We start from the raw sequence: 24,029 nt of genomic DNA, 5'->3' as shown, positions 1-24,029 counted from the left end.
AAGGAGGCTTTTTTTTTGGAGCAAGAGCATAATATTGAAGAGTTGACGCTTGAAGAGGTCATGGGAGATCGCTTTGGACGTTATTCAAAATATATTATTCAAGAGCGTGCATTGCCTGATATTCGTGATGGTTTGAAACCAGTGCAGCGTCGTATTTTATTTGCGATGAATAAAGACGGCAATACTTTTGAAAAAGCCTTTCGTAAATCGGCTAAGTCTGTCGGAAATATTATGGGCTTTTTCCATCCGCATGGGGACAGTAGTATTTATGAAGCCATGGTGCGGATGAGTCAAGACTGGAAGTTACGTGAAATTCTTATTGAGATGCACGGAAATAATGGGAGTATGGATGGCGATCCACCAGCTGCCATGCGTTATACAGAAGCCCGTCTGTCTGAATTAAGTGGTGAGATGTTGGCGGATATTGAAAAAGAGACAGTTGATATGGTTTGGAACTTTGACGATTCCGAAAAAGAACCAACTGTCTTACCAGCTCGTTTTCCTAATTTATTGGTCAATGGTTCGACAGGGATTTCAGCTGGTTATGCCACCGAGATTCCACCACATAATTTAGGTGAAGTCATTGATGGTACGATTTATCTGATTGATCATCCAGATGCTACTTTGGATCAATTGATGAAATATATACCAGGGCCTGATTTTCCAACTGGCGGCATTTTGCAAGGGACCAAAGAACTCAAACAAGCTTATCAAACCGGCCGTGGTAAAGTCATTCTTCGCTCGCAAACACGAATTGAAGATATTAAAGGAAATAAACAACAAATAGTCATCAATGAAATTCCTTATGAAGTGAATAAAGCAAATTTAGTTCGCAAAATCGACGAAATTCGCATCAATAAAAAGATTGATGGAATTGCTGAAGTGCGCGATGAAAGTGACCGCACTGGCTTACAGATTGTTGTTGAGCTAAAAAAAGAAGCCAATGCAGAAGGAATTTTAAATTATTTATATAAAAATACTGAATTACAAATCAACTATAACTTTAATATGGTGGCTATTGATGAAATGCGCCCTCAACAAGTTGGTTTGAAGCATATTTTGCATAGTTATATCGAACATCGCAAAGAAGTTGTCTTGCGTCGGAGTCAATATGATTTAAAAAAAGCGCAAAATCGTCAACATATTGTCGATGGATTGATGAAAGCTTTGTCGATTTTAGATGAAGTGATTCAAACCATTCGTCAAAGCAAGGATAAAAAAGATGCCAAAAATAATTTGATTATGATGCATCAATTTACGGAACCTCAAGCTGAAGCCATTGTGAACTTGCAATTATATCGTTTAACGAATACAGATATTACGCAGTTGCAAAAAGAAGCTGAGGAACTGGCTATAAAAATTGCCCAGTTACAAAAGATTATACATGAACAAGCAGAGTTGATGCGCGTGATTAAGCAAGAATTAAAAGCTGTGAAGAAAAAATATAGTAATCCACGTTTGACAAAAATTGAAGCAGAAATTGAAGAAATTAAGATTGAAACCGAAGTCTTAATTGCTTCTGAGGATGTAATGGTAACTGTGACAAAAGAAGGTTATGTGAAGCGCAGTAGTTTACGTTCTTATGCAGCCTCTGATTTTAATGAGCTTGCGATGAAAGAAAGTGATTGTTTACTTTACTGTGAACAATTAAACACACTGGATCATCTATTACTATTTACGAATAAAGGAAATGTCATTTATCGACCAATTCATGAGCTTCCTGATTTGAAATGGAAAGAAATTGGTGAGCATATTTCGCAAACAATTACGAAATTAGCAATGGATGAAACGATTATTGCAGCATTTAGCTATAAAGAGTTAACCCCAGAGCCAACGTTAGTCTTGATATCAAAATATGGCATGATAAAACAAGTGCAATTTGCAGAGTTAACACCATGGCGTACGTATAAATCAAAGGCAAGTACTGTCATGAATCTAAAAGGCGAAGATGAATTAGTCAATATCTACCTTACTTCAGAGCAAGATTTACAAGATGTCTTTTTAGTGACTCATCAAGCATATGGTTTACGTTTTAGTTTAGATCAAGTGCCTGTTAGTGGTCCGAAAGCTGCAGGTGTCAAATCAATGAATTTAAAAGACGAGGATTATATTGTCAATGGTTTGTTAGTGTACTCAAATGGAGATACGCCAGTTGTTTTAGTCTCACAAAGAAGTGCAGTGAAGAGAATGCTTGCACAAGAATTGCCTTCAGCTAATCGCGCTGGTCGTGGATTAATGGTCTTTCGCGAATTGAAAAACCATCCACATCGCGTCGTTTTTATGGGAGAAGGGCAAGAGCAAACCTATCAGATGCAAAATCAAAAAGGGGAAGTATATGAGCTTCATCCTACTGAGTTTCCAATTGGTGGGCGGACGTCCAACGGTTCAATGATGATGAATGAAACGGACGGTGGCGATGTGACCAGTGTTGAAGTCATTTTTCCGGAGCCTGCGAATGAATAACTTAATTTAGAAAACTGTTACAAAAATGATAGCACAGAATACCCCTGTATCAAAACAGAGATTATTCTGTGCTAAATTTTTCAAAAAATCTTTTAAACAAAAATATCTATTTCACAATTATAAAAAGCCTGATTTATCAGTATCTAGGTATTTTTATACTATTATTTTTTGAAATTTGTTAAAAAAATATATATGAAAACACTTGCATTAATCTGCCTATGTGTTATACTGAACATGTAAAAACTGTTACATACCTTTGATAAGTATTAAGGAGGACCTGATAATGACATCAGTTACAGACAAATTAGAAACATTTAACGAAACTGCTTGGAAGGGCTTTAAGGGAAGCGATTGGAAAAAAGAAATCAACACTCGTTCTTTCATCCAACAAAACTACACTGAATATCGTGGAGATGACAGCTTCTTACAACCAGCTGCTCCAAGTACTGACAAACTTTGGACAAAACTACAAGAATTATTTGAAGTGCAACACCAACAAAACGGTGTGTACGACATGGATAACAACATTCCTGCTACATTAACTTCTCATGGTCCTGGATATTTAATTAAAGAAGAAGAAAAAATCGTTGGTTTACAAACAGATGTGCCATTGAAACAAGCATTCATGCCATTTGGTGGTATCCGTATGGCAAACTCAGCTTTAACTTCAAATGGTTACGAAGCTGATCCTGAAATGACTAAGATTTTCACAGAATGGCGTAAAACACACAACCAAGGTGTATTCGATGCTTATACTGATGAAATGCGTTTAGCTCGTAAAAACAAAATCATCACTGGTCTACCAGATGCTTATGGTCGTGGACGTATCATCGGTGACTACCGCCGTGTTGCCTTATATGGTATCGACTACTTAATGGAACAAAAGAAAAAAGACCATGATTTAACTGGTAACAAAGTCATGACTGATGATGTGATTCGTTTACGTGAAGAAATCGCTGAACAATATCGTGCATTAAATGACTTGAAGAAAATGGCTGCTTCATATGGATTTGATATTTCTCGTCCAGCCGAAAACGCACAAGAAGCTATCCAATGGTTATACTTCGGTTACCTAGGTGCAATTAAATCACAAAATGGTGCGGCTATGTCAATCGGACGTATCTCAGCATTCTTAGATATCTACATCCAACGTGACTTAGAAAACGGTGTGATTACTGAATTTGAAGCTCAAGAATTAATTGACCACTTAATTATGAAATTACGTATGGTTAAATTCGCACGTACACCTGAATACAACCAATTATTCTCAGGTTACCCAATTTGGGCTACATTATCTATCGCTGGTATGGGTATTGATGGACGTTCATTAGTTACTAAGAACGACTTCCGTATCTTACACACATTAATCAACATGGGACCATCACCAGAACCAAACTTAACTGTTCTTTATTCATCTCGTTTACCAGAAGGATTCAGAACATTCGCAGCTCGTATTGCTAAAGAAACTTCATCAATCCAATTTGAAAATGATGATTTATTACGTGCTAACTGGGGTTCAGATGACTGTGCAATTGCATGTTGTGTATCTGCAACTGTAATGGGTAAAGATATGCAATTCTTCGGTGCGCGTGCTAACCTTGCTAAAGCTGTTCTTTATGCTATTAATGGTGGTGTGGATGAAAAGACTAAGATGCAAGTTGCTCCTAAATTCCGCCCAATGACTGGTGATACTCTAGATTTCCATGAATTTATGGAAAAATACAAAGATATCCTAGACTGGTTAGCTGAATTATATGTAAATACATTAAATGTTATCCACTATATGCATGATAAATATGCTTATGAAGCTATTCAATTAGCATTCATGGATTCTCATTTACGTCGTACATTCGCAACTGGTATTGCTGGTATCTCACATGCTACAGACTCTATCATGGCAATCAAACATGGTAATGTTAAAGTCATTCGTGATGAAGATGGTTTAGCAGTTGACTATGTACCACAAAATGAATTCCCGACTTATGGTAATGATAATGAAGAAGCAGATGCAATGGCAAACTGGATCTTAGAATACTTCATGACACAAATCAAACGTCAACATACTTACCGTAACTCTACACCAACCACATCTCTATTAACAATTACTTCAAATGTAGTTTATGGTAAAGCTACTGGTAATACTCCTGATGGACGTCGTGCTGGTAAACCTTTAGCTCCAGGTGCTAACCCAAGTTATCGTGATGGTAAATTCTTAGGTGAAAAGAATGGATTATTAGCATCACTTAACTCAACTGCTCGTTTGAACTACCGCAATGCATTAGATGGTATTTCAAATACTCAAACAATTAACCCTAATGGATTAGGTAAAGATGATGCAACTCGTATTGCAAACTTACGTAATGTCTTAGATGGTTATTTCGATAAAGGTGGTTACCACTTAAACGTTAACGTATTTACAAATGAATTATTACTAGATGCACAAGCTCATCCAGAAAAATATCCAAACTTGACAATTCGTGTATCTGGTTACGCTGTTAAGTTCCGTGATTTAACTCCTGAACAACAAGCAGACGTTATCTCAAGAACTGCTCACGATAGATTATAATTATTTGTTGATTTTTGAAAGGATGGCAAGTTCTTTGTCATCCTTTTTTTCTAGATTTCATTCTATGGTTTCGACTATTTTGATGAAAAATTCGTTGTTTTTCTTGATTTTTCGTTTTAGTTAAGTCAAGAAAGATTGGAAGGAAGTAAGATTATGTCAGATTCAGCATTAGGGATGATACATTCCACAGAAAATTTTGGTACCGTAGATGGCCCTGGAGTACGCTTTGTTGTATTTACTCAAGGGTGTAAAATGCGGTGTCAATTTTGTCATAATCCAGATACCTGGAAGATGAAAACTGATACTTCAAAGGAACGTTCGGCTGATGATGTATTACAAGAAGCTTTGCGATTTCGTGCTTATTGGGGTAAAGATGGCGGAATTACCGTTAGTGGTGGCGAACCATTACTTCAATTGGACTTTTTATTAGATTTATTTAAAAAGGCTAAAGCACTAGGTATTCATACCACAATTGATACTTGTGGGAAACCATTTACTAAAGAAGAACCATTTTTTAGCAAATTTAATGAATTACTTCAATATACTGATTTGATTTTGTTTGATATTAAACACATTGATAATCGAGGCCATAAAGAATTAACTGGTCAAAGTAATGACAATATTTTAGAAATGGCTCAATATTTGTCTGAGGTCGGTCAACCCGTTTGGATTCGTCATGTCTTAGTTCCTCAAAGAACCGATTATGATGAATTCTTGATTCGTTTGGATGCGTTTATTCAAACTTTAAATAATGTCGAAAAAGTGGAAGTATTGCCTTATCATACAATGGGTAAATTTAAATGGGATAAACTAGGTTTGGAATATCCATTGGAAGGGATTAAGCCACCAGAACAAGATCGAATTAAAAATGCGCGTGAGTTGTTACATGTAGATCAATACAAAGGCTATTTAGCGCACTAATTTTTTGAGAAAGAATTGATTTTTATATTGATTCTTTCTCTATTTTTGTTATCATGATGATTAGATAAAATAGATTGGAGTGGAGAAAATGTCAAAAATTTTAGTTTTCGGACATCAAAATCCAGATACTGATGCAATTGGTGCAGCGATTGCATTTGCGAACTTACAAAAAGAATTAGGTAAAGATGCTGAGGCAGTGGCTTTAGGTGAACCAAATGAAGAAACAGCTTTTGCCTTAAATCACTTTGGGTTAACTGCCCCACGTGTGGTTGAAACTGTGGCTAATGAAGTGGAACAAGTGATGTTGGTAGACCACAATGAATTCCAACAAAGTGCTGCTGATATTGAAAAAGTGGAAATCTTAGCAGTTGTTGATCATCATCGTATTGCAAACTTCCAAACAGCAAATCCATTATATTATCGTGCAGAACCAGTTGGCTGTACTTCAACAATCATTTTGAAACTATATAAGGAAAATAATGTTGAAGTGCCAAAAAATATTGCGGGAATGATGCTTTCTGCGATTGTATCTGATACTTTATTATTTAAATCACCTACTTGTACGCAAGAAGATGTTAAAGCTGCAAAAGAACTTGCTGAGATTGCTGGTGTTGACTTAGAAGGCTATGGTTTGGAAATGTTAAAAGCAGGTACAAACTTAGGAACAAAATCAGCATCTGACTTAATTGATTTAGATGCTAAAAGCTTCCCAATGGGTGGTAGCAACTTAAGAATCGCTCAAGTAAATACTGTTGATTTAGCTGAAGTCTTTGCACGTCAAGCTGAGTTAGAATCAGCGATGCAAGAGGCAAATACTGCGAATGGCTATGATTTATTTGTGTTGGTCGTTACAAATATTTTAGATAGTGATTCTGAAATTTTAATTGTGGGTGAACCAAAAGAAAATGTTGAGAAAGCCTTTAATGTGACTCTTGACAACAACCGTGCACTATTAAAAGGTGTTGTGTCACGTAAAAAACAAGTGGTTCCTCAATTAACTGCTGCATTTGAAGGTTAAGTTAAGACTTAAAATCAGTAGAAGGCATTATGCTTTTTGCTGATTTTTTATTTTTTTAGGATGTTTGGAGGTTTTTATGGAATTCTTTTATGGACAAAAATTCCAGAAAATAGCACCATTAATTCATAGCTCTTTTTTTATGGAAGTGGTACAGTATTTAAATACACACCAAGATGTTACGCTACGTCAATTAAAAGCTGATTTAACTACTGATGCACATTTTGATAAACGCTTAGATACTTTAATTGCTTATGGTCTGATTAGGCGTCAAGCAAGAAGATATACTTTGCATTTCCCAATTTATAGTGAAATCATCAAAGATAATGCATTTAACGAGGTTGTTGATCCAACGACTATGATTGAATTATCTAGAAATTTAAAACCGTTAGAAAATGATAGCTTTTATGCGATGGATATGGCTATGTTTGCTCATTTTGATGTACTATCGAATGGATATATGCATATCGAGATGCTTTATAATGAGGTAACTGGGCAACATCTTGCAGGATATTTACAAGCCTGTCAGCAGCAAATGCATTTAGACAAATATATGGACATGTATAACTTGTTGGGTGATGTCGATGCGCAATATTTATTAGACCAATATGAAGCATTATTCGATAAAATTCTACATAAACGCCGTCGTATCAGGGATTCTATCTTTGTTCAGTCAGCAATCCATTTTGGCTTTGTACAAAGAGAAGAACAATTAGTATTCGCGCCAAATTTGTTATTGGATTCACATGTAAATATTGCACCTGTGTTACTAGAAAGGTTTGCTCAAAAATCGGCTTGCGAACAAAGAATGCTACTGACGCAAATTCTAAATAATAACAATGTAAATTTAATTCAAAATATATCATTAGAAAACGTGGGTAATTAAAAATAAATATTGTTTGAGATAGTCTGAATTTATTTCTAGATAAGGAATAATCCAGACTATTTTTTTGCAATTTTCGAAAATATGAAAAATAAAACAACGCTATTCACAATCTTTCAAACGTTTTTTAAAGTTATCTTATGCGTTTACAATAACTTTTTGTAACTTTCAGAAAAAGTAGCATATTTTGTTATATCCGGTAAGCTTGTGAAAAATATTTTGCTAAATAAAATTAATGATTTGTCAATATCGAATTGGTAGGAGCTAAATAATGCTAATTTTATTAGGAATATTAGTTAATAATATTTAAGTAAACTGTTTTATATTCGGAATAATATTTTTTTTTGAAGAAATTTGCACAATTTTATTAGTTATTATCTTTAGGAAGTGTTATACTGATATTGTAAATTGTTAGTTGTTATTTATCTATTAAATGTTCTAATAGGTAAGAAATGGTTAATAAGGGTAGGCGATTTTATGACAAGTACCAAAGAATTTTTAGAAGCTGAGCAACATTTTTTGACAGGTGAAAATTTTTATCTGCATCATCTGTTAGGTTGTCAGTTTGCAGATGGGTCCTACACTTTCCGAGTTTGGGCACCAAATGCGCAACAAGTTTGGTTACAAGGAGACTTTAATCAGTGGGACGATTCCATGCCGATGAACAAGAGAGATTCTGGCATCTGGGAGATTTCTGTCGACCAGGATATTAAAGGTCAGCTTTATAAGTATAAGATTCGTCAAGCTGATGGCACGGAATGCATGAAGTTTGATCCGATGGCAATCCGCTATGAAGCAAGACCAAACAATGCTGCTGAAGTTTACCATTTACCGGCTAAAAAGTGGAAAGATGGTTTATGGAAAGGTCGTCAAAAACGTTCCAATTTCTTTAAACGTCCAATGAATATCTATGAAGTACATGCGGGTTCATGGAAACGTCATGCAGATGGTACTGCCTATACTTTTAGTGAATTGGCGGAAGAATTAATTCCTTATTTGGTAGAAATGCATTATACACATGTGGAGTTCATGCCGTTGACCGAGCATCCTTTAGCTGCTTCATGGGGCTATCAAACCACAGGCTATTTTGCTTTAGCGCATGAATATGGTACACCTGAGGAGTTTCAAGATTTTGTCGAACAATGTCATTTAAACAATATTGGTGTATTTATGGACTGGGTTCCTGGACATTTTTGTGTGAATTATGATGCCTTAGCGTATTATGATGGTACGCCAACTTATGAATATCAAGAAGAATGGCGCGCAAAGAATATCCGTTGGGGTGCACTTAATTTTGATTTAGGGAAACCACAAGTTCAAAGTTTTATTCTGTCTAGTGCGATGTTTTGGTTAGAGACTTTCCATTTAGATGGTATTCGGGTAGATGCGGTTTCTAATATGATTTATCGCGATTACGACGAAGGTGAATGGCACCCAAATCATGAAGGAGGTAATCGCAATTTAGAAGGCTATTACTTCTTACAAAAGATGAATGCAGTGATCAAATTGGCTCATCCAGAAGTTGTTATGATTGCTGAAGAAAGTTCTGCTGATACCAAGGTTACTGGCATGATTGAAACAGGAGCGCTAGGCTTTGATTACAAGTGGAATATGGGGTGGATGAATGATATCTTGAAATTTTATGAGATGGATCCAGTCTATCGTAAATATCATTTCAACTTAGCCACATTCTCTTTTATGTACATGTTTAACGAAAACTTTATTCTATCACTTTCTCATGACGAAGTGGTTCATGGTAAGAAGAGTTTAATGCATAAGATGTGGGGCGATCGTTACAAGCAATTCGCTCATCTTCGTAATATGTATACTTTCCAAATAGCTCATCCAGGTAAAAAATTACTCTTTATGGGGAGTGAATGGGGACAGTTTTTGGAATGGAAATATGCTGAAGGTCTTGAATGGCGTGATTTACAAGATGATATGAATGCCAAAATGCAACACTTCACCAAAGTTTTAAATCAACTGTATCATGATGAACGTTCACTCTGGGAATTAGATGATGAAAATACAACGATTGAATTTATTGACGCAGATAATAGTGAAGATTCTGTTTTGAGTTTTATTCGTCGCGGCAAGACTAAAAAAGATTTCTTGATTTTTGTTATCAATTTTGCACCTGTTGAACGTAAAGACTTTGTGATTGGTGTTCCTTATGCTGGTGAATACGAGGAATTACTAAATACCGAAATGGCAGAATTTGGCGGAACTTGGGTGAAACCAAATGCACCGATGACTGCAGAGAAAAAAGCATATAAGGATTTTCACTATCAGATTCAGACGATTGTTCCTTCGTTAGGTGCCTTAATTATAAAACCTAAGAAAGTGAATGTTCGTTCTAAATAAATTTTGCTGTGCTGTCGAAAGGAGGGAAAGGTGAATTATTTCACCGAATGAATGAAAACTGAAATGCTTGCAATGATTTTAGCTGGTGGTCAAGGTACCCGTTTAGGAAAATTGACAAAAAATATTGCCAAACCAGCTGTTCCCTTTGGAGGTCGTTACCGTATCATCGATTTTACATTGAGTAATTGTGCGAACTCCGGTATTAAAAATGTAGGTGTTGTGACACAGTATCAACCACTTGCCTTAAACAGCCATATCGGAAATGGCTCTAGCTGGGGATTGAGTGGGATTAATACAGGGGTGACTGTTTTACAACCTTATTCAAGTTCAGAAGGTAGTAAATGGTTTGAAGGTACTGCTCATGCTATCTTCCAAAATATTGATTATATTGATCAAATGGACCCTCAATATGTGCTTATCTTGTCTGGTGACCATATTTACAAAATGGACTATGAAGATATGTTGTTAAACCACAAGAAAAATAATGCTTCGTTATCGGTGGCAGTTATTGAAGTACCAATGCATGAAGCTTCACGTTTTGGTATTATGAATACTGATGAAAATGATCGTATCATTGAATTTGAAGAAAAACCAAAAGAACCAAAAAATAATTTGGCTTCAATGGGGATTTATATCTTTAACTGGGGCCGTTTACGCAATGTTTTGATGAACAGCCATACAAAAGAAAATGATATGAATGACTTTGGTAAAAACGTCATTCCATTTTACCTTGATAGTGGTGAAAATGTGGTTGCTTATCGCTTCAGTGGTTATTGGAAAGATGTGGGTACCATCGATTCATTGTGGGAAGCAAATATGGAATTCATTGATCCTAGCCTAGATTTAGCAATGCGTGATAAATCATGGCGAATCTATTCTAAAAACCGTATTGCGCCACCTCATTCAATTACTGAAACTGGTTCAGCTAAAAACTCCTTGATTTCTGATGGTTGTTATATTGCTGGTACCGTTGATCACTCTATTCTTTCTGATGAAGTGCAAGTAAAAGAAGGTGCGAGTGTAAAAGACAGTGTGATTATGTCTGGCGCAACAATTGGTAAAAATGTAACGATTAACCGTGCCATTATTGGTGAAAATGCAATTATTGGTGATAACGCAGTAATCGATGGTACAGATGAAATTGCTGTCGTTGGATATTCTGAAGTGATTGGAGTGGCTGCTGATGAAGACTAATAGAATGTGTGCTTTTTTAGGAAATCTGCATAATTATGAGGGGTTAGCTCCATTAACGGATCATCGCCCCGTAGCAACCTTGCCTTTTGATAGTAAATATCGTTTAATTGACTTTAATTTATCATCTATCGCTAATGCTAATATCCATTCAGTATTTATGGTATTTAACTATGATGAAAGTCGTTCTGTCTTTGACCATTTAGGTGGTGGGACCGAATGGAATCTTGACGGTATCAATAACCGTTTCTTCATTTATTTGTTTGAACGAGAAGCAGAAAAAATGAAAGATCATAATGGTTATCACGATGCTGTTATTGATTATTTAGAAAAAGCAAAATCAAAATATATGGTTTATTTCAGTAGCAAAGTTCTATGTAATATTGATTTAAAAGCTTTATTAAACATTCATTTATTACATGAAGACCATAGTGATTTAACCGTTGTTTACAAAAAAATGCCAAAAGAAGATATTTACGATACCGATTTGGTGTTGAATTTTAATGAAGATAGCAAAGTAGCAAGTAAAACTAGTGGAAAAGATGTTGCTGATGGTGAAATTGCCAATCTTTGTACCGATATTTACATTGTAAAAGTTGAACGTCTTTTAGCAGCATTACGTCAAAGTCAAAAAGATGGTGTAGGGACTCACGTGGAAAGTTGTTTGCGTTCAATGATTGATGAAAATGCTACTGCGTATGAATATACTGGTTATTTAAGTAACATTTTTGATGTGAAATCTTACTATAAAGCAAATATGGATATGTTGATACCAGCTAAGTTCAATTCATTAATGTATGCAAATCAAAAAATCTATACAAAAGTTCATAATGAATTTCCAACTTACTATTCTGATTCTGCGGTTGTTAATAACGCGCAGTTTGGTACTGGCTGTGAAGTTGAAGGTGAAGTTGTTCACTCGCTACTTGGTCGTACAGTAGTGGTTAAACAAGGTGCTAAAATTGAAGATTCCTTAGTTCATTCTTCTTGTGTAATAGGAGAAGGGGCCAAAATTCAATATGCAATTTTAGATAAAGATTGTAAAGTATCAGACCATGTTTCAATTATTGGTACACCTGAAAATCCAGTAGTGGTATCTAAAGCAAGCAATGTAACAGAAGATATTATTGGAGGCTAATGAATTAATGAAAATTTTATTTGCAGCAAGTGAATGTGCGCCATTTTTTAAAACAGGTGGCTTAGGTGATGTCGCTGGTGCACTTCCTAAAGCTTTAGCCAAAGAAGGCGTGGAAGTTGCTGTAGTCATGCCATACTTCAAAAAGATGAATGAATCTTATAAAGAAAAAGTAGAGAATGTCTTAAATTTTGAAGTAAAAGTGGGTTGGCGCAGTCAATATTGTGGCATTAAAACTTTGAAATTAGGGGATGTCAGATATTATTTCATTGACAACTTATACTATTTTAATCGTGATCAATTATATGGATATTATGATGATGGTGAAAGATTTGCCTTTTTTCAACAAGCCATTATTGAAATGATGGAAAGAGTTGATTTTATTCCAGATATCTTGCATGTAAATGATTATCATACAGCAATGATTCCATTTCTATTACGTGAAAAATATCATTGGATTGAAGCGTATCGTCCAATTAAAACAGTCTTGACCATTCATAATTTGGAATTCCAAGGCAAGTATAATCGTATCGTCTTATCCGATTTATTTGGTATGTCAGCTGAGCGTTACGATGATGGTACCATTGAATTTGAAAACTGTGTAAACTTTATGAAAGCTGGAATTCTTTATGCCAATAAGATTACTACAGTTTCACCTTCTTATGCACAAGAAATCCAAACTCGTGAATTTGGTTGTGGACTTGATGTCATTTTAAGAATGGAGAATAGTAAATTATCGGGGATTGTCAATGGTATTGATATGGAAGTCAATAATCCAGAAACGGATAGGCATTTATCCTATCATTATTCAAAAGAGGATTTAAGTGGTAAAGCTGAAAACAAGCGACTATTGCAAGAAAAGATGCATTTACCACAACGTGAAGATGTTCCAGTCATTGGGGTGGTTAGTCGTCTAACTTACCAAAAAGGGTTCCATTTGGTTGTGGAAGAGTTAGAAAATCTATTGCAATTTGATGTTCAATTTGTCTTGTTAGGTACAGGTGATCCGCGATTTGAAGCTGCCTTTAGTCAAATTGGGGCACGTTATCCAGAAAAATGTGCAATCAATATTGATTTCAATTTAGGTTTGGCTCAATTGATTTATGCGGGCTCAGATATATTCTTAATGCCTTCTGCTTTTGAACCATGTGGCTTATCACAAATGGTGGCGATGAGATATGGTACTTTACCTGTTGTTCATGAAATCGGTGGTTTGAAAGATACAGTTGTTCCTTATAACCCAATTACCAATGAAGGTACGGGATTTGGATTTAATGACTTTAGACCATTTATTATGATGCAAACACTCTTACAAGCTGTTGATTTATATGCAAATCATCGGCAATATTGGAATCAATTGGTTCAAAATGCGATGAGTCGTGATTTCAGTTGGCATCAAAGTTGTATGATTTATTTACAATTATATAATTCAATCCTTTAATGTTTAAAGATGAATAAGGCAAAATTTCCAAGAGGTTTCATCTTTTTGGAGTTTTGCCTTTCAATGTCATTTGATTTATTTAGACATACATAACGAGGGGGAAAAGAAGATGTCGGAACGTCAAGTAATGACACGTGATGAATTTATTGAAGATTTAAGAAAAAGATTAAGAGAAAATTTTGCGATGGAAATTGAAACAGCAACACCAAATGAGTTGTTTGTTGCTATTGGTCAAATTGTACGAGCAAGCTATGCGGATTCATGGCACCGTACACGTCAACGTTATTTAGAACATAAACAAAAACAATCTTATTATTTTTCTATTGAGTTTTTGCCAGGACGAATGTTGAAGAGTAATTTATTAAGCTTAGGTATGTTGGATATGGTGCGTGATACTGTAGAAGAATTTGGCTTTGATTTTGACGATGTCCTTCGTGTCGAAAATGATATGGCTTTAGGAAATGGTGGCTTAGGTCGTTTAGCATCTTGTTTCTTAGATTGTTTGGCTTCCCGTGAATTACCAGGTAACGGAAATGGTATTCGTTATGACTATGGTTTATTCAAACAACAATTTGTCGATGGCTACCAAGTTGAATTACCAGATGCTTGGTTAAAGAGTGGCAATGTATGGGAAGTTCGTCGTGAAAGTGAATCGGTCAATGTTCATTTCGGTGGTAACGTTTATATGAAACAGATGCCTGATGGTAGTTTAAAACCAGTTGCCGAAAACGAACGAATCTTAAAAGCTGTGCCATATGATACAGGTGTTGTTGGTTATGAAAATGATACAGTAAATACTTTACGTCTATGGAGTGTAGAAATTCCAGCCTCTGAAGAAGGAAAATATCGTAGTATTGAAGAACGACGCATGGTTGAAGATTTAACTGCTGTATTATATCCAGATGATTCCAATGAACAAGGACGTTTAACTCGTTTAACTCAAGAATATTTCTTTGTTTCAGCAGGGATTCAAAGTATTATTCGTTACTACAAGAAAACGAAAATGCCAATTAGTCGTATTAATGAATATATTGCTATTCATATTAATGATACGCACCCAGCCTTATGTGTACCTGAAATGATGCGTATTTTACTTGATGAATTCGATTTATCATGGGAAAAAGCGTGGGGATTAACAGTAAGTATGATGAGCTATACAAATCATACTATCATGCAAGAAGCACTTGAAAAATGGCCAGTTTCGATGGTGAAATATCACTTGCCTCGAATGTATCAAATAATTGAAGAAATTGATCGTCGTTTTGTGACAAATTTACAAGGTTTATACCCAGATGATTTAATTCAACGTACACGTATTATTCAAGGAGACCAAATTCATATGGCGAACTTGAGTATTATTGGTAGTCATAGTACAAATGGTGTAGCTAAACTTCACTCTGACTTATTAAAATCAGTTGTATTGCATGATTTTTATGTACTATATCCCGAACGTTTTAATAATAAAACAAATGGGATTACACAAAGACGATGGTTACAATTATCTAATGAACCTTTAGCTGGTCTATTAGATGAAACAATTGGCACTTCATGGCGCAAAGAACCAACGGATTTACAAATGTTGATGAATTATTACGATGATGACCGTTTATTAGAATTATTAGCCGATACCAAACATAAAAATAAAGTTCGTCTTGCTAAATACATCAAAGAAACTTGCAATATTGAAGTTAATCCAAATGCTATTTTTGATGTACAAATTAAACGTCTACATGCTTATAAACGTCAATTATTGAATTTATTGCATATTGTGAAATGTTACTTAGATTTAAAAGATGATCCAAATCGTAATTTTGTACCACGGGTCTGGATTTTTGGTGCAAAAGCTGCTCCAAGCTACACCTATGCGAAATCAATTATTAAAGCAATTAATGAAACAGCCACTTTAATCAATAACGACCCAGATATTGGCGATAAGATGAAGATTGTTTTCTTACCAAACTACAATGTTTCACTTGCCGAAATCATTATTCCAGCAGCAGATGTCAGTGAACAAATTTCGCTAGCAACTAAAGAAGCCTCTGGTACAAGTAATATGAAATTAATGGCGAATGGTGCTGTGACGATGGCAACTATGGACGGCGCAAACGTTGAGATTCGCGATTATGTGGGGGCAGATAATATATATGTCTTTGGGTTGACTGAAGAAGAAGTTTATCGCTATTATGAAAAAGGGGATTACTCTGCTCAAGCCATTTACGATCAAGATCCAGTCGTTCGTCGGGTGCTAAATGCCTTTGTAGATGGTACGATTCCAAATATTCAACGTGAAGGTCAAGAAATTTTTGATTCTCTATTGAAATATAATGATGAATTCTTCTTATTAAAAGATTTTGAACCTTATTGTAAAGTTCAAGAACAAGTCAGTCAAGATTATTTAGATCAAACAAAATGGCGTAAGATGAGCTTGACGAATACTGCGAAATCTGGTATCTTCTCTGCTGACTACACAGTAATGAAATATGCTGAAGATATCTGGCAAATTGCACCAGTGAACCTTCATAAGGAAAAGAGGAATTAAGATTTTGGAGATTTATTACAATCCTTGGTCCAGTAAATATAAACGACCATTTGGAGCAGTTGAAAAAGGAAAAGTTGTTAGCTTCACGATACGGGTGAGTGGGCTTGATGTGCACCGTGTTAGTTTAGCCATTCATAAAGATGGACATGAAAATCAGCAAATTGATATGCACTTGGTTGGTAAAGATCTTTATCAATGCCAATATCAATTAGGAAAAAATGCCGGCCTCTACTACTATTCATTTGAGATTATTTATCAAGAAAATGGACAAGCTCGTAGCGTCTATTATGGTTCGAATGAGCTTGGAGGTGTCGGCCAAATTTATGATTGTGCTGAGGCTGTATGGGATTATCAACTAACTTGCTTCAATCAAAAAGATGCAGCACCTAAATGGTATCGTGAAAGTGTCTTTTATCAAATCTTCCCTGATCGTTTTTATAATGGTAACGAGAATGGCGTAATTAATCAACCAAAACCAAATAGTTTCATTTATGGGCAAACGCAAGATGAACCTATGTATATCAAAAATTCTGATGGTGAAGTTGTGCGTTGGGATTTTTATGGTGGTAATTTAAAAGGGATTATGAAGAAAATTCCTTATCTAAAAAAATTAGGTGTGAATGCTCTTTATCTGAATCCGATTTTTGAAGCTCGTAGTAATCATCGCTATGATACTGCCGATTATTTTAAGATTGATTCTGTCTTAGGAACGGATGAAGATTTTTCAGCGCTAGTGAATGAGTTGCACAAAAATAATATGCACTTGATTTTAGATGGTGTCTTTAGTCATGTGGGCCGTCATAGTCAATATTTTAACTATGACGGTGCATACGGTAAACATAATGGTGCTGCACGTAATCCGCATAGTTTGTATTTTAGTTGGTTTGAATTTGATCATTATCCAGATAGATATCGCTCATGGTGGGGGATAAAGGATTTACCTCAAATCAATAAAGAAGATGAAAGTTTTCAAGATTTTATCTTTAAAGCAGATGAAAGTGTCGTTGCTCACTGGTTGGATAAAGGAATTGATGGTTGGCGTTTAGATGTTGCGGATGAACTTCCGGATGAATTTATTCAAGGGATTCGTCATCAATTAAATCATTTTAAAGATAAAGTACTAATTGGTGAAGTCTGGGAAGATGCCTCCAACAAGGTTTCCTATAACACGCGCCGAAAATATATTCTTGGTGATCATTTGCATAGTGTGATGAACTATCCTTTTAGAGATGCAGTATTAGCACTTTTGAACCATCAGAAAACGCCAAAACAAATTGCACATCGCTTTATGCAATTATATGAAAATTATCCTCGTGATATCTTCTATAATTTGTTTAATAATTTAGGGACACATGATACCGAACGAATTGCGACCATGCTTCATGAAGATGTGAAAAAATTAGAACAAGCTGTGGCGATGATGATGTATGTACCTGGTGTGCCTTGTGTATATTATGGCGATGAGGCTGGGTTAACTGGTGGTAAAGATCCGCAAAATCGGAAATTTTATCCGTGGGAAAGTGTGAATGAAGCAAGTTATCAAATTTATCATCGTTGGATTAGTCATCGCAATGCGCAAAAAGTATTAATTGATGGAGAGTTTGCGCTCTTTTACGATGAAAATATTTTTGGTATTGTGCGATTTAACCAGAATGAGATGAGTCTTCTTCTTCTTAATCTTTCTTCTGTCAATCAAACCGTTAAGTTAGAACAACTGACTACCCTAAATCTTCCTGATGAACAGCTTCAAATCTTCACAAAATTAGTCAGAGATGTGGTGTTATTGCCACATACTACCGAGTTTATTACGAAATAATCTTTTCAACCTTTGGAAACGCAATGTTAGTGCTTGTTTTCAAAGGTTGTTTTTGTAATCATTGACGTTACAACGATATTTGCTTATACTAAATTGCGAGGTGAAATGTATGCAAATTTCTAGTCGGTTTACGATTGCCATTCACACTTTGACTTGCATTAGTATTTTTCAGGGCGAGCATAAAGTAACCAGTGAATTTCTTGCTAGAAGTGTAAATGTCAATCCAGTCATTATTCGAAAAGTTTTAGGACAATTGAAAAATGCTGATTTAGTACAAGTTCAGCGTGGTTCAGGCGGTGCAACATTAGCTAGGCCACTTGCAGAAATGACGCTATTAGATGTTTTTAATGCAGTCGAAAGTATTGAGAATCAACAATTATTTAGTTTTCATGATCAACCTAACCCAGATTGTCCAGTAGGAAGAAATATACATCAGGTATTGGACAATAGATTAGAAGAGATTCAAAAAGCGATGGAGGTAAAAATGAAGTCTATGACACTAGAAGATATTTTGGATGATACAAAGGCGTTGATAGAAAAAAGTCAGTAATCTTTTTATTCTTTTTAAAGGTTTAACTAGTGTAATGAGGTGTCATTGTAATGAAATTATGGCAATATGTAGGAAAAAAGTAAAGGTTGTATTAAAAGATAATACTGTAGTTATTGGTGTAGTAGAAGACTAAAATGACGGTTATACACTTGATGGATATGATGAAATTATTATTGAATTTTATGCATATGCTGAAAATGAAATTGTATCAATAGAAGTGATTGACTAACTATGAAAAAGGGAGATGTAAATGGCGGGTCTTAAATTATGGAATTATTTACGTGAGAATGTAGAAGTTATTGATACAAAAGGAAGAATCTATAGAGGTTATGTCTATGATTTTGTAGATGAAGTCGACAATGAGGAAGAAGATGAGATAAATATTGATCTTATCAATCGAAAATTCGGTGCCCCACTAGAAATTACTTTATATGAAAGCCAAATCAAATCAATACGAATATTAAAGTAGCGCTTAGTATTTACTAGGTGCTTTTTTTATGATTTAAGTCGTTTGCACCTTTCATTTGGTTCGTTTTGAAAGCTTTAAACAGAAGAGAGGAGTAGTTTACGGATAATTACAAAATTTCTTAGTTGTAACTATTGACATTACAACATGAATAAGTTATATTCTTGTTGTAACGAAAATCATTACAACTATTTGGAGGATATTTTTATGAAATTAATGGTTATCGGATCAAATGGAAAAGCTGCGAAAGAAATTATTATAGAAGCAAAAAGTCGTGGTTTAGAAGTAGTTGGCGTCGCACGTTCAGCTAATCAGAATGAAGGAATTGCATTTATTCAAAAGGATTTATTTGATTTAACCAAGGAAGATTTAGCCAATGTGGATGTGGTCATTGATTCATTTGGTGCTTGGACGCCTGAAACTTTACCACTTCATACAGAATCACTAAAAAAATTAGGTAATTTAGTAGCAAATACCGAAAAACGCTTATTGGTTGTTGGTGGGGCTGGTAGTTTGTATGTAGATGATTCTTTAACAACCCAATTATTTCAAACTCCTGATTTTCCTGAAAGTTATTTACCAGTGGCTAATGCGATGGGAGAATCTTTGGCTTACTTGAGAACGCGTAATGATGTTAATTGGACATATGTATCACCTGCTGCCGATTTCCAAGTAGAAGGAAAGCGTACAGGAGATTACCTTTTAGCAGGTGAAGTCTTTACTGTAAATGATCGTGGAGAAAGTGTCATTAGTTATGCGGATTATGCCATCGCAATGGTGGATGAAGCACAAAAGGGACATCATATCAAAGAGCGTATCAGTGTGTTAGCGAAATAATTTAGTAATAAGTGGATGGTCAATCATTCACTTATTTTTTTTACACCAATATTTTGTTATAATGAACGAAAAGGAATGGAGCAATTTTCATGAGGGAAATGATTAGAAATAGAAATTCAATTACTGAGTATGGTCTTCATGACAGCAGAATCAAGAAAATTACTTTAGCGGATGATCATCTGGTTTTTACTGTGGATAAAGTTTTTCACTATTCTAAGAGTGGAGAAGAACAAGGATTTGAAGCAGAAGTTATTTTTACAAGGTGTCATTTGGAAGATTGTTGGGTTTTGGTTTATGATGGTGTACTTTCAGAGGAAAAGTTTTCAGGACAAAGGATAGCCATGCAGGACTTTATTCAACAGTACAATCATCAAGAATTTGAAATTATCACTGAGTTGCATAATGGCTATTCCACATTTTTTGTTGGCTGGCTATGGAAAAATAAAATTCCTGTATCTGCTCAAGTAGAAATATTTAATTTTGGTGAAATGATTATCCGAATAGGGCAACAGTTTTTTTAGATTAAAGGTTTGTGCAAAGAATAAAGTAAGGGGGCATTAAAATGATAGATACAATTATTTATGATATGGGCAACGTACTAATTGAGTGGAATCCAGAGAAATTTTTACATTTAATTGAAACAGATGAAGAACGAATTGCCAAGTTAAGAACAGCTATTTTTACTTCGGGTTATTGGCCAAGACAAGATACCGGTGAATTAGATGCAGATAAGGCCTATCATATGTCTTTGGCGCTTTTAGATGACTCTTATCAAGAAAGTTTACGACAAATTTATTATCATTGGTATGAGTATGCAGATGTTTTTTCCAAAATGCAAGACTATGCGCAAGAATTAAAAAAGCAAGGATATAAACTTTTTGTGCTCTCAAATACTGCGGCGTCTTATTATGATTTAGCAAAAAAAGGCTACTTACCCATTGATGAAATCTTGGACGGAAAAATATTATCTTATGAAGTAGAAATGGTGAAGCCTGATGTAGCAATTTATCAGTATCTATTGGATAAATATGGGCTAGAGGCTCAAAATTGCGTATTTTTAGATGATATTAAAGGTAATATTGAAGCCGCACAAAGTTTGGGTATGCAAGGCATTCAAGTTTTATCGGAGAACCAAGCTTTAGCAGATTTGAAAGTATTATTAAGTAAGCATGGAAGGTTGAGTGAGCAATGATCCGAGAAATCAATCACGATATTTTCTTTTTACAACAACCGAGTCAACGTGCAACGGCGCAGGATAAACCACATGCGCAAGATTTATTGGACACACTTCAAGCAAATCAGGAGAGATGTGTCGGACTAGCTGCGAATATGATTGGTGTCCAAAAGCAAATCATCGCTATTCAAACGCCTGCAGGTCCAGTTGTGATGTATAATCCTAAAATTGTAAAAAAAGAAAACCCATATGAAACTGAGGAAGGCTGTCTATCATTAGTCGGTGTACGTCCCACCATTCGTTATCAAAAAATAGAAGTAGTCTATTTTAATGATCAATTCAAAAAACAACGTGCTACCTTTACTGATTTTACAGCACAAATTATCCAACATGAAATCGATCATTGTAAAGGAATATTAATTTAAGTAGGTTAAAAAATGCATCGAAAAGATCGAGAAGTGACGGAATTAGCTCAAATAGAAGAAATATTAGAAAAAGGTAAAGTCGTGCATTTTGGCATGATTGATGGTGATTTTCCTTATATCGTACCCTTAAATTACGGCTATTAATGGCAAAATGAACAACTAATTTTGTTTATGCATGGGGCTAAGGCGGGAAGAAAGTTTGATGTGATTGCCCATAATCCAAATGTTTTTATCGAAATTACCGCGGATGTAGAAGCAATCGATGGAGGCGATAATCCATGTAAGTATTCTACTGCTTTTGGTTCATTGATGGGAGAAGGACAAGCATACATTGTGATTGATTCACAAGAAAAGATACGAGCGATGGAATGTCTGATGAAAACACAAACGAACCGTGATTTTGAATTTAATGAAAAAATGGTTGGTCGTGTTCAAGTGATAAAGGTGATTATTCAAAATTATTCGGCAAAACGTCATGAAAAGTAGCAAAGGCAGATTCGTTTCATCTTGAAAATTTTTGTGATAGAATAAATAAGCAATGAAATTACATGTAATAATTGGAGGATTATCATGGATTTTAAAAATTCAAAAGTAGCTATTGTCGGTATCGGTAATGTAGGTGCGACAACTGCTTATAGTATTATTAGTCAAGGATTATGTGCAGAGGTTGTTTTAATCGATGTGAATAAAGAAAAAGCCTATGCCGAAGCGATGGACTTACAACAATCCATTCATTTTTTAAATCGAAATATTAAGGTAACAGCTGGGGAATATAGTGATTGTAAAGATGCAGATATCGTGATTATCACGGCTTCAGCACCTATGCCAAAAGAATCGAATGACCGTTTGAAGATGTTAGCACCAAGTATTAATATCATGACTAGCATCGTGAACAGTGTGATGGCCTCTGGTTTTGATGGAATCTTTTTAATCGTTTCAAACCCAGTAGATATTATGACTTATTATGTACGTAAATTATCAGGGCTACCCGCTCATCGTGTGATTGGTAGTGGTACAACTGTTGATAGTGCCCGCTTGAGTTGTGAATTAGGCGCAATGTATGATTTGGATTCTAAGAGTGTTCAGGCTTTTGTTATTGGTGAGCATGGTGATAGCGAAATGGTGGCTTGGAGTAGTGCAACCATTGGCGGTAAGAAGGTAGAAGATGTGCTAGCTGATAATGCGACCCGTACAAAAGATGTAACGAAAGATATTTTATTACAAAAAACGATCAAAGCTGGTTGGGAAATTTTTAATCGTAAAGGGAATACTTGTTACGGTATTGCGGCTGCGACAACGGCTATTGCAAAATCGATCCTCTTTAACGAAAATCGTATCTATCCAGTAACTGTTGAATTAAATGGGGAATACGGTGTTGAAAAAGCCTTCTTAAGTGTACCAACAATTGTTGATTCAACAGGTGCCAAAGAAATTGTGGAAATTAAGTTAACCGATGAAGAATTAGCTGGCTTACAAAAATCAGCACAATTATTACAAGCTTTTTATCCGCAATTAGATAGTTACGAGGCTTAATATGTTTGAAATTCAAGATTTTGAAAGTTATCAAAAATTATTAGATGAAAAACAAACTTTTCTTCTTTATGGCAAACAAGTCAATTGTAGTGTCTGTATGGCGGATTTTCCAAAGGTTGAGCGTTTGGTTCAGCAATATGATTTTCCAGCTTACTTTGTCGATTTAGAAAAGGTGCCGATGTTAAAAGGGCAATTAAGTTTGTTTACTGCGCCAGTTGTGATTTTATTTCACTCTGGCAAAGAATTTCATCGCCAGGCAAGAATAATTGATTTTAAACAATTAACGCAACAGCTTGAAAGATTATCAACTGTCCGCTAGCCGATTTTGGTTAGCGGTTATTTTCATGGAATCGAGGTTTTTAAAATGATTGGCAAGTATAAAATTATTACGCTATGTGGGAGTACACGGTTTAAAGATGAATTCATAAAAGCGCAAAAGGATTTAACGCTTCAAGGGAATATTGTGATTAGTGTGGGATTGTTTGGTCATTCAGGTGATGTTGAAGCTTGGGACGGTCAGACAAAAACGATGCTTGATGATATGCATAAGCGCAAAATTGATTTAGCGGATGAAATTTTTGTGATTAATGTGGGTGGCTACATTGGTAAGAGCACGGCCTCTGAAATTCAATATGCGCATGAGCATGGGAAAAAGATCCATTATCTTGAACCTTTAACCGAATAAGAAAAGTGGAAGTTTAGAAAGAAGA

22 protein-coding genes are annotated in these 24,029 nt (G+C 35.2%); all 22 read left to right on the top strand.

What is annotated here, in order from left to right:
• Positions 1-15: 15 nt before the first annotated feature.
• Positions 16-2,463, top strand: coding sequence for a DNA topoisomerase IV subunit A (gene parC, locus I567_RS11085; RefSeq protein ID WP_016252317.1), 2,448 nt, complete (start codon positions 16-18; stop codon positions 2,461-2,463).
• A 283-nt stretch (positions 2,464-2,746) separates the two neighbouring features.
• Positions 2,747-5,029: a formate C-acetyltransferase gene (gene pflB, locus I567_RS11080; RefSeq protein WP_016252316.1), complete on the top strand. Its 2,283-nt coding sequence runs from the start codon at positions 2,747-2,749 to the stop codon at positions 5,027-5,029.
• 153 nt (positions 5,030-5,182) lie between these two features.
• On the top strand, positions 5,183-5,950 hold the full coding sequence (pflA, locus tag I567_RS11075; protein ID WP_016252315.1) for a pyruvate formate-lyase-activating protein: 768 nt from the start codon (positions 5,183-5,185) through the stop codon (positions 5,948-5,950).
• 88 nt (positions 5,951-6,038) lie between these two features.
• Positions 6,039-6,968 carry a manganese-dependent inorganic pyrophosphatase gene (locus tag I567_RS11070; protein ID WP_016252314.1) on the top strand — a complete coding sequence of 310 codons (930 nt, stop codon included), beginning with the start codon at positions 6,039-6,041 and terminating at the stop codon, positions 6,966-6,968.
• A gap of 76 nt (positions 6,969-7,044) precedes the next feature.
• Positions 7,045-7,851, top strand: coding sequence for a DUF1803 domain-containing protein (locus tag I567_RS11065; RefSeq protein ID WP_016252313.1), 807 nt, complete (start codon positions 7,045-7,047; stop codon positions 7,849-7,851).
• Positions 7,852-8,325: 474 nt separating this feature from the next.
• Positions 8,326-10,212 carry a 1,4-alpha-glucan branching protein GlgB gene (gene glgB / locus I567_RS11060; RefSeq protein ID WP_016252312.1) on the top strand — a complete coding sequence of 629 codons (1,887 nt, stop codon included), beginning with the start codon at positions 8,326-8,328 and terminating at the stop codon, positions 10,210-10,212.
• A 51-nt stretch (positions 10,213-10,263) separates the two neighbouring features.
• Positions 10,264-11,406, top strand: coding sequence for a glucose-1-phosphate adenylyltransferase (locus tag I567_RS11055; RefSeq protein ID WP_016252311.1), 1,143 nt, complete (start codon positions 10,264-10,266; stop codon positions 11,404-11,406).
• Entirely contained in the window at positions 11,396-12,541 is a 1,146-nt protein-coding gene (gene glgD / locus I567_RS11050) for a glucose-1-phosphate adenylyltransferase subunit GlgD (RefSeq protein ID WP_016252310.1), read from the top strand. Before I567_RS11055 ends, glgD begins: the two co-directional genes overlap by 11 nt.
• A gap of 7 nt (positions 12,542-12,548) precedes the next feature.
• On the top strand, positions 12,549-13,979 hold the full coding sequence (gene glgA / locus I567_RS11045) for a glycogen synthase GlgA (RefSeq protein WP_016252309.1): 1,431 nt from the start codon (positions 12,549-12,551) through the stop codon (positions 13,977-13,979).
• Positions 13,980-14,106: 127 nt separating this feature from the next.
• A complete protein-coding gene (locus tag I567_RS11040; RefSeq protein WP_026209931.1) occupies positions 14,107-16,518 on the top strand; it encodes a glycogen/starch/alpha-glucan phosphorylase in 2,412 nt (803 codons plus the stop codon).
• A gap of 4 nt (positions 16,519-16,522) precedes the next feature.
• Positions 16,523-18,334: a glycoside hydrolase family 13 protein gene (locus I567_RS11035; protein WP_016252307.1), complete on the top strand. Its 1,812-nt coding sequence runs from the start codon at positions 16,523-16,525 to the stop codon at positions 18,332-18,334.
• 109 nt (positions 18,335-18,443) lie between these two features.
• The gene (locus tag I567_RS11030; protein ID WP_016252306.1) at positions 18,444-18,884 is read left to right on the top strand and encodes an Rrf2 family transcriptional regulator; all 441 of its coding nucleotides are present in this window, start codon (positions 18,444-18,446) and stop codon (positions 18,882-18,884) included.
• A gap of 250 nt (positions 18,885-19,134) precedes the next feature.
• Entirely contained in the window at positions 19,135-19,353 is a 219-nt protein-coding gene (locus tag I567_RS11025; RefSeq protein ID WP_016252305.1) for a hypothetical protein, read from the top strand.
• A gap of 204 nt (positions 19,354-19,557) precedes the next feature.
• Entirely contained in the window at positions 19,558-20,187 is a 630-nt protein-coding gene (locus tag I567_RS11020; protein WP_016252304.1) for an NAD(P)-dependent oxidoreductase, read from the top strand.
• 89 nt (positions 20,188-20,276) lie between these two features.
• Positions 20,277-20,708: a hypothetical protein gene (locus I567_RS11015; protein ID WP_016252303.1), complete on the top strand. Its 432-nt coding sequence runs from the start codon at positions 20,277-20,279 to the stop codon at positions 20,706-20,708.
• 41 nt (positions 20,709-20,749) lie between these two features.
• Positions 20,750-21,379 carry an HAD family hydrolase gene (locus I567_RS11010; protein WP_016252302.1) on the top strand — a complete coding sequence of 210 codons (630 nt, stop codon included), beginning with the start codon at positions 20,750-20,752 and terminating at the stop codon, positions 21,377-21,379.
• On the top strand, positions 21,376-21,786 hold the full coding sequence (locus I567_RS11005) for a peptide deformylase (protein WP_016252301.1): 411 nt from the start codon (positions 21,376-21,378) through the stop codon (positions 21,784-21,786). The genes I567_RS11010 and I567_RS11005 overlap by 4 nt, the downstream gene beginning before the upstream one ends.
• A 12-nt stretch (positions 21,787-21,798) precedes the next feature.
• Positions 21,799-21,930 carry a pyridoxamine 5'-phosphate oxidase family protein gene (locus I567_RS13060; RefSeq protein WP_016252300.1) on the top strand — a complete coding sequence of 44 codons (132 nt, stop codon included), beginning with the start codon at positions 21,799-21,801 and terminating at the stop codon, positions 21,928-21,930.
• Positions 21,931-21,957: 27 nt separating this feature from the next.
• Positions 21,958-22,272 carry a pyridoxamine 5'-phosphate oxidase family protein gene (locus I567_RS11000; protein WP_016252299.1) on the top strand — a complete coding sequence of 105 codons (315 nt, stop codon included), beginning with the start codon at positions 21,958-21,960 and terminating at the stop codon, positions 22,270-22,272.
• Between the two features lie 84 nt (positions 22,273-22,356).
• Positions 22,357-23,319 carry an L-lactate dehydrogenase gene (locus tag I567_RS10995; RefSeq protein ID WP_016252298.1) on the top strand — a complete coding sequence of 321 codons (963 nt, stop codon included), beginning with the start codon at positions 22,357-22,359 and terminating at the stop codon, positions 23,317-23,319.
• 1 nt (position 23,320) lies between these two features.
• Positions 23,321-23,638: a thioredoxin family protein gene (locus I567_RS10990; RefSeq protein ID WP_016252297.1), complete on the top strand. Its 318-nt coding sequence runs from the start codon at positions 23,321-23,323 to the stop codon at positions 23,636-23,638.
• Positions 23,639-23,683: 45 nt separating this feature from the next.
• Positions 23,684-24,004 carry a hypothetical protein gene (locus I567_RS10985; protein ID WP_016252296.1) on the top strand — a complete coding sequence of 107 codons (321 nt, stop codon included), beginning with the start codon at positions 23,684-23,686 and terminating at the stop codon, positions 24,002-24,004.
• Positions 24,005-24,029 lie beyond the last annotated feature (25 nt).

Origin of the sequence: Enterococcus cecorum DSM 20682 = ATCC 43198 (genome assembly GCF_000407565.1) — a bacterium.
In the GTDB taxonomy this organism is placed as follows: domain Bacteria; phylum Bacillota; class Bacilli; order Lactobacillales; family Enterococcaceae; genus Enterococcus_E; species Enterococcus_E cecorum.
The sequence above is the reverse complement of the archived record's forward strand: the minus strand, read 5'-3'. Positions and strand labels throughout refer to the sequence as shown.

Excerpts from the sequence above, each read along its gene's own strand:
- pflB (WP_016252316.1), top strand. The coding sequence starts at position 2,747 with ATGACATCAGTTACAGACAAATTAGAAACATTTAACGAAACTGCTTGG.
- pflA (WP_016252315.1), top strand. The coding sequence starts at position 5,183 with ATGTCAGATTCAGCATTAGGGATGATACATTCCACAGAAAATTTTGGT.
- I567_RS11070 (WP_016252314.1), top strand. The coding sequence starts at position 6,039 with ATGTCAAAAATTTTAGTTTTCGGACATCAAAATCCAGATACTGATGCA.
- I567_RS11065 (WP_016252313.1), top strand. The coding sequence starts at position 7,045 with ATGGAATTCTTTTATGGACAAAAATTCCAGAAAATAGCACCATTAATT.
- glgB (WP_016252312.1), top strand. The coding sequence starts at position 8,326 with ATGACAAGTACCAAAGAATTTTTAGAAGCTGAGCAACATTTTTTGACA.
- I567_RS11055 (WP_016252311.1), top strand. The coding sequence starts at position 10,264 with ATGAAAACTGAAATGCTTGCAATGATTTTAGCTGGTGGTCAAGGTACC.
- glgD (WP_016252310.1), top strand. The coding sequence starts at position 11,396 with ATGAAGACTAATAGAATGTGTGCTTTTTTAGGAAATCTGCATAATTAT.
- glgA (WP_016252309.1), top strand. The coding sequence starts at position 12,549 with ATGAAAATTTTATTTGCAGCAAGTGAATGTGCGCCATTTTTTAAAACA.
- I567_RS11040 (WP_026209931.1), top strand. The coding sequence starts at position 14,107 with ATGACACGTGATGAATTTATTGAAGATTTAAGAAAAAGATTAAGAGAA.
- I567_RS11030 (WP_016252306.1), top strand. The coding sequence starts at position 18,444 with ATGCAAATTTCTAGTCGGTTTACGATTGCCATTCACACTTTGACTTGC.
- I567_RS11025 (WP_016252305.1), top strand. The coding sequence starts at position 19,135 with ATGGCGGGTCTTAAATTATGGAATTATTTACGTGAGAATGTAGAAGTT.
- I567_RS11020 (WP_016252304.1), top strand. The coding sequence starts at position 19,558 with ATGAAATTAATGGTTATCGGATCAAATGGAAAAGCTGCGAAAGAAATT.
- I567_RS11015 (WP_016252303.1), top strand. The coding sequence starts at position 20,277 with ATGAGGGAAATGATTAGAAATAGAAATTCAATTACTGAGTATGGTCTT.
- I567_RS11010 (WP_016252302.1), top strand. The coding sequence starts at position 20,750 with ATGATAGATACAATTATTTATGATATGGGCAACGTACTAATTGAGTGG.
- I567_RS11005 (WP_016252301.1), top strand. The coding sequence starts at position 21,376 with ATGATCCGAGAAATCAATCACGATATTTTCTTTTTACAACAACCGAGT.
- I567_RS13060 (WP_016252300.1), top strand. The coding sequence starts at position 21,799 with ATGCATCGAAAAGATCGAGAAGTGACGGAATTAGCTCAAATAGAAGAA.
- I567_RS11000 (WP_016252299.1), top strand. The coding sequence starts at position 21,958 with ATGCATGGGGCTAAGGCGGGAAGAAAGTTTGATGTGATTGCCCATAAT.
- I567_RS10995 (WP_016252298.1), top strand. The coding sequence starts at position 22,357 with ATGGATTTTAAAAATTCAAAAGTAGCTATTGTCGGTATCGGTAATGTA.
- I567_RS10990 (WP_016252297.1), top strand. The coding sequence starts at position 23,321 with ATGTTTGAAATTCAAGATTTTGAAAGTTATCAAAAATTATTAGATGAA.
- I567_RS10985 (WP_016252296.1), top strand. The coding sequence starts at position 23,684 with ATGATTGGCAAGTATAAAATTATTACGCTATGTGGGAGTACACGGTTT.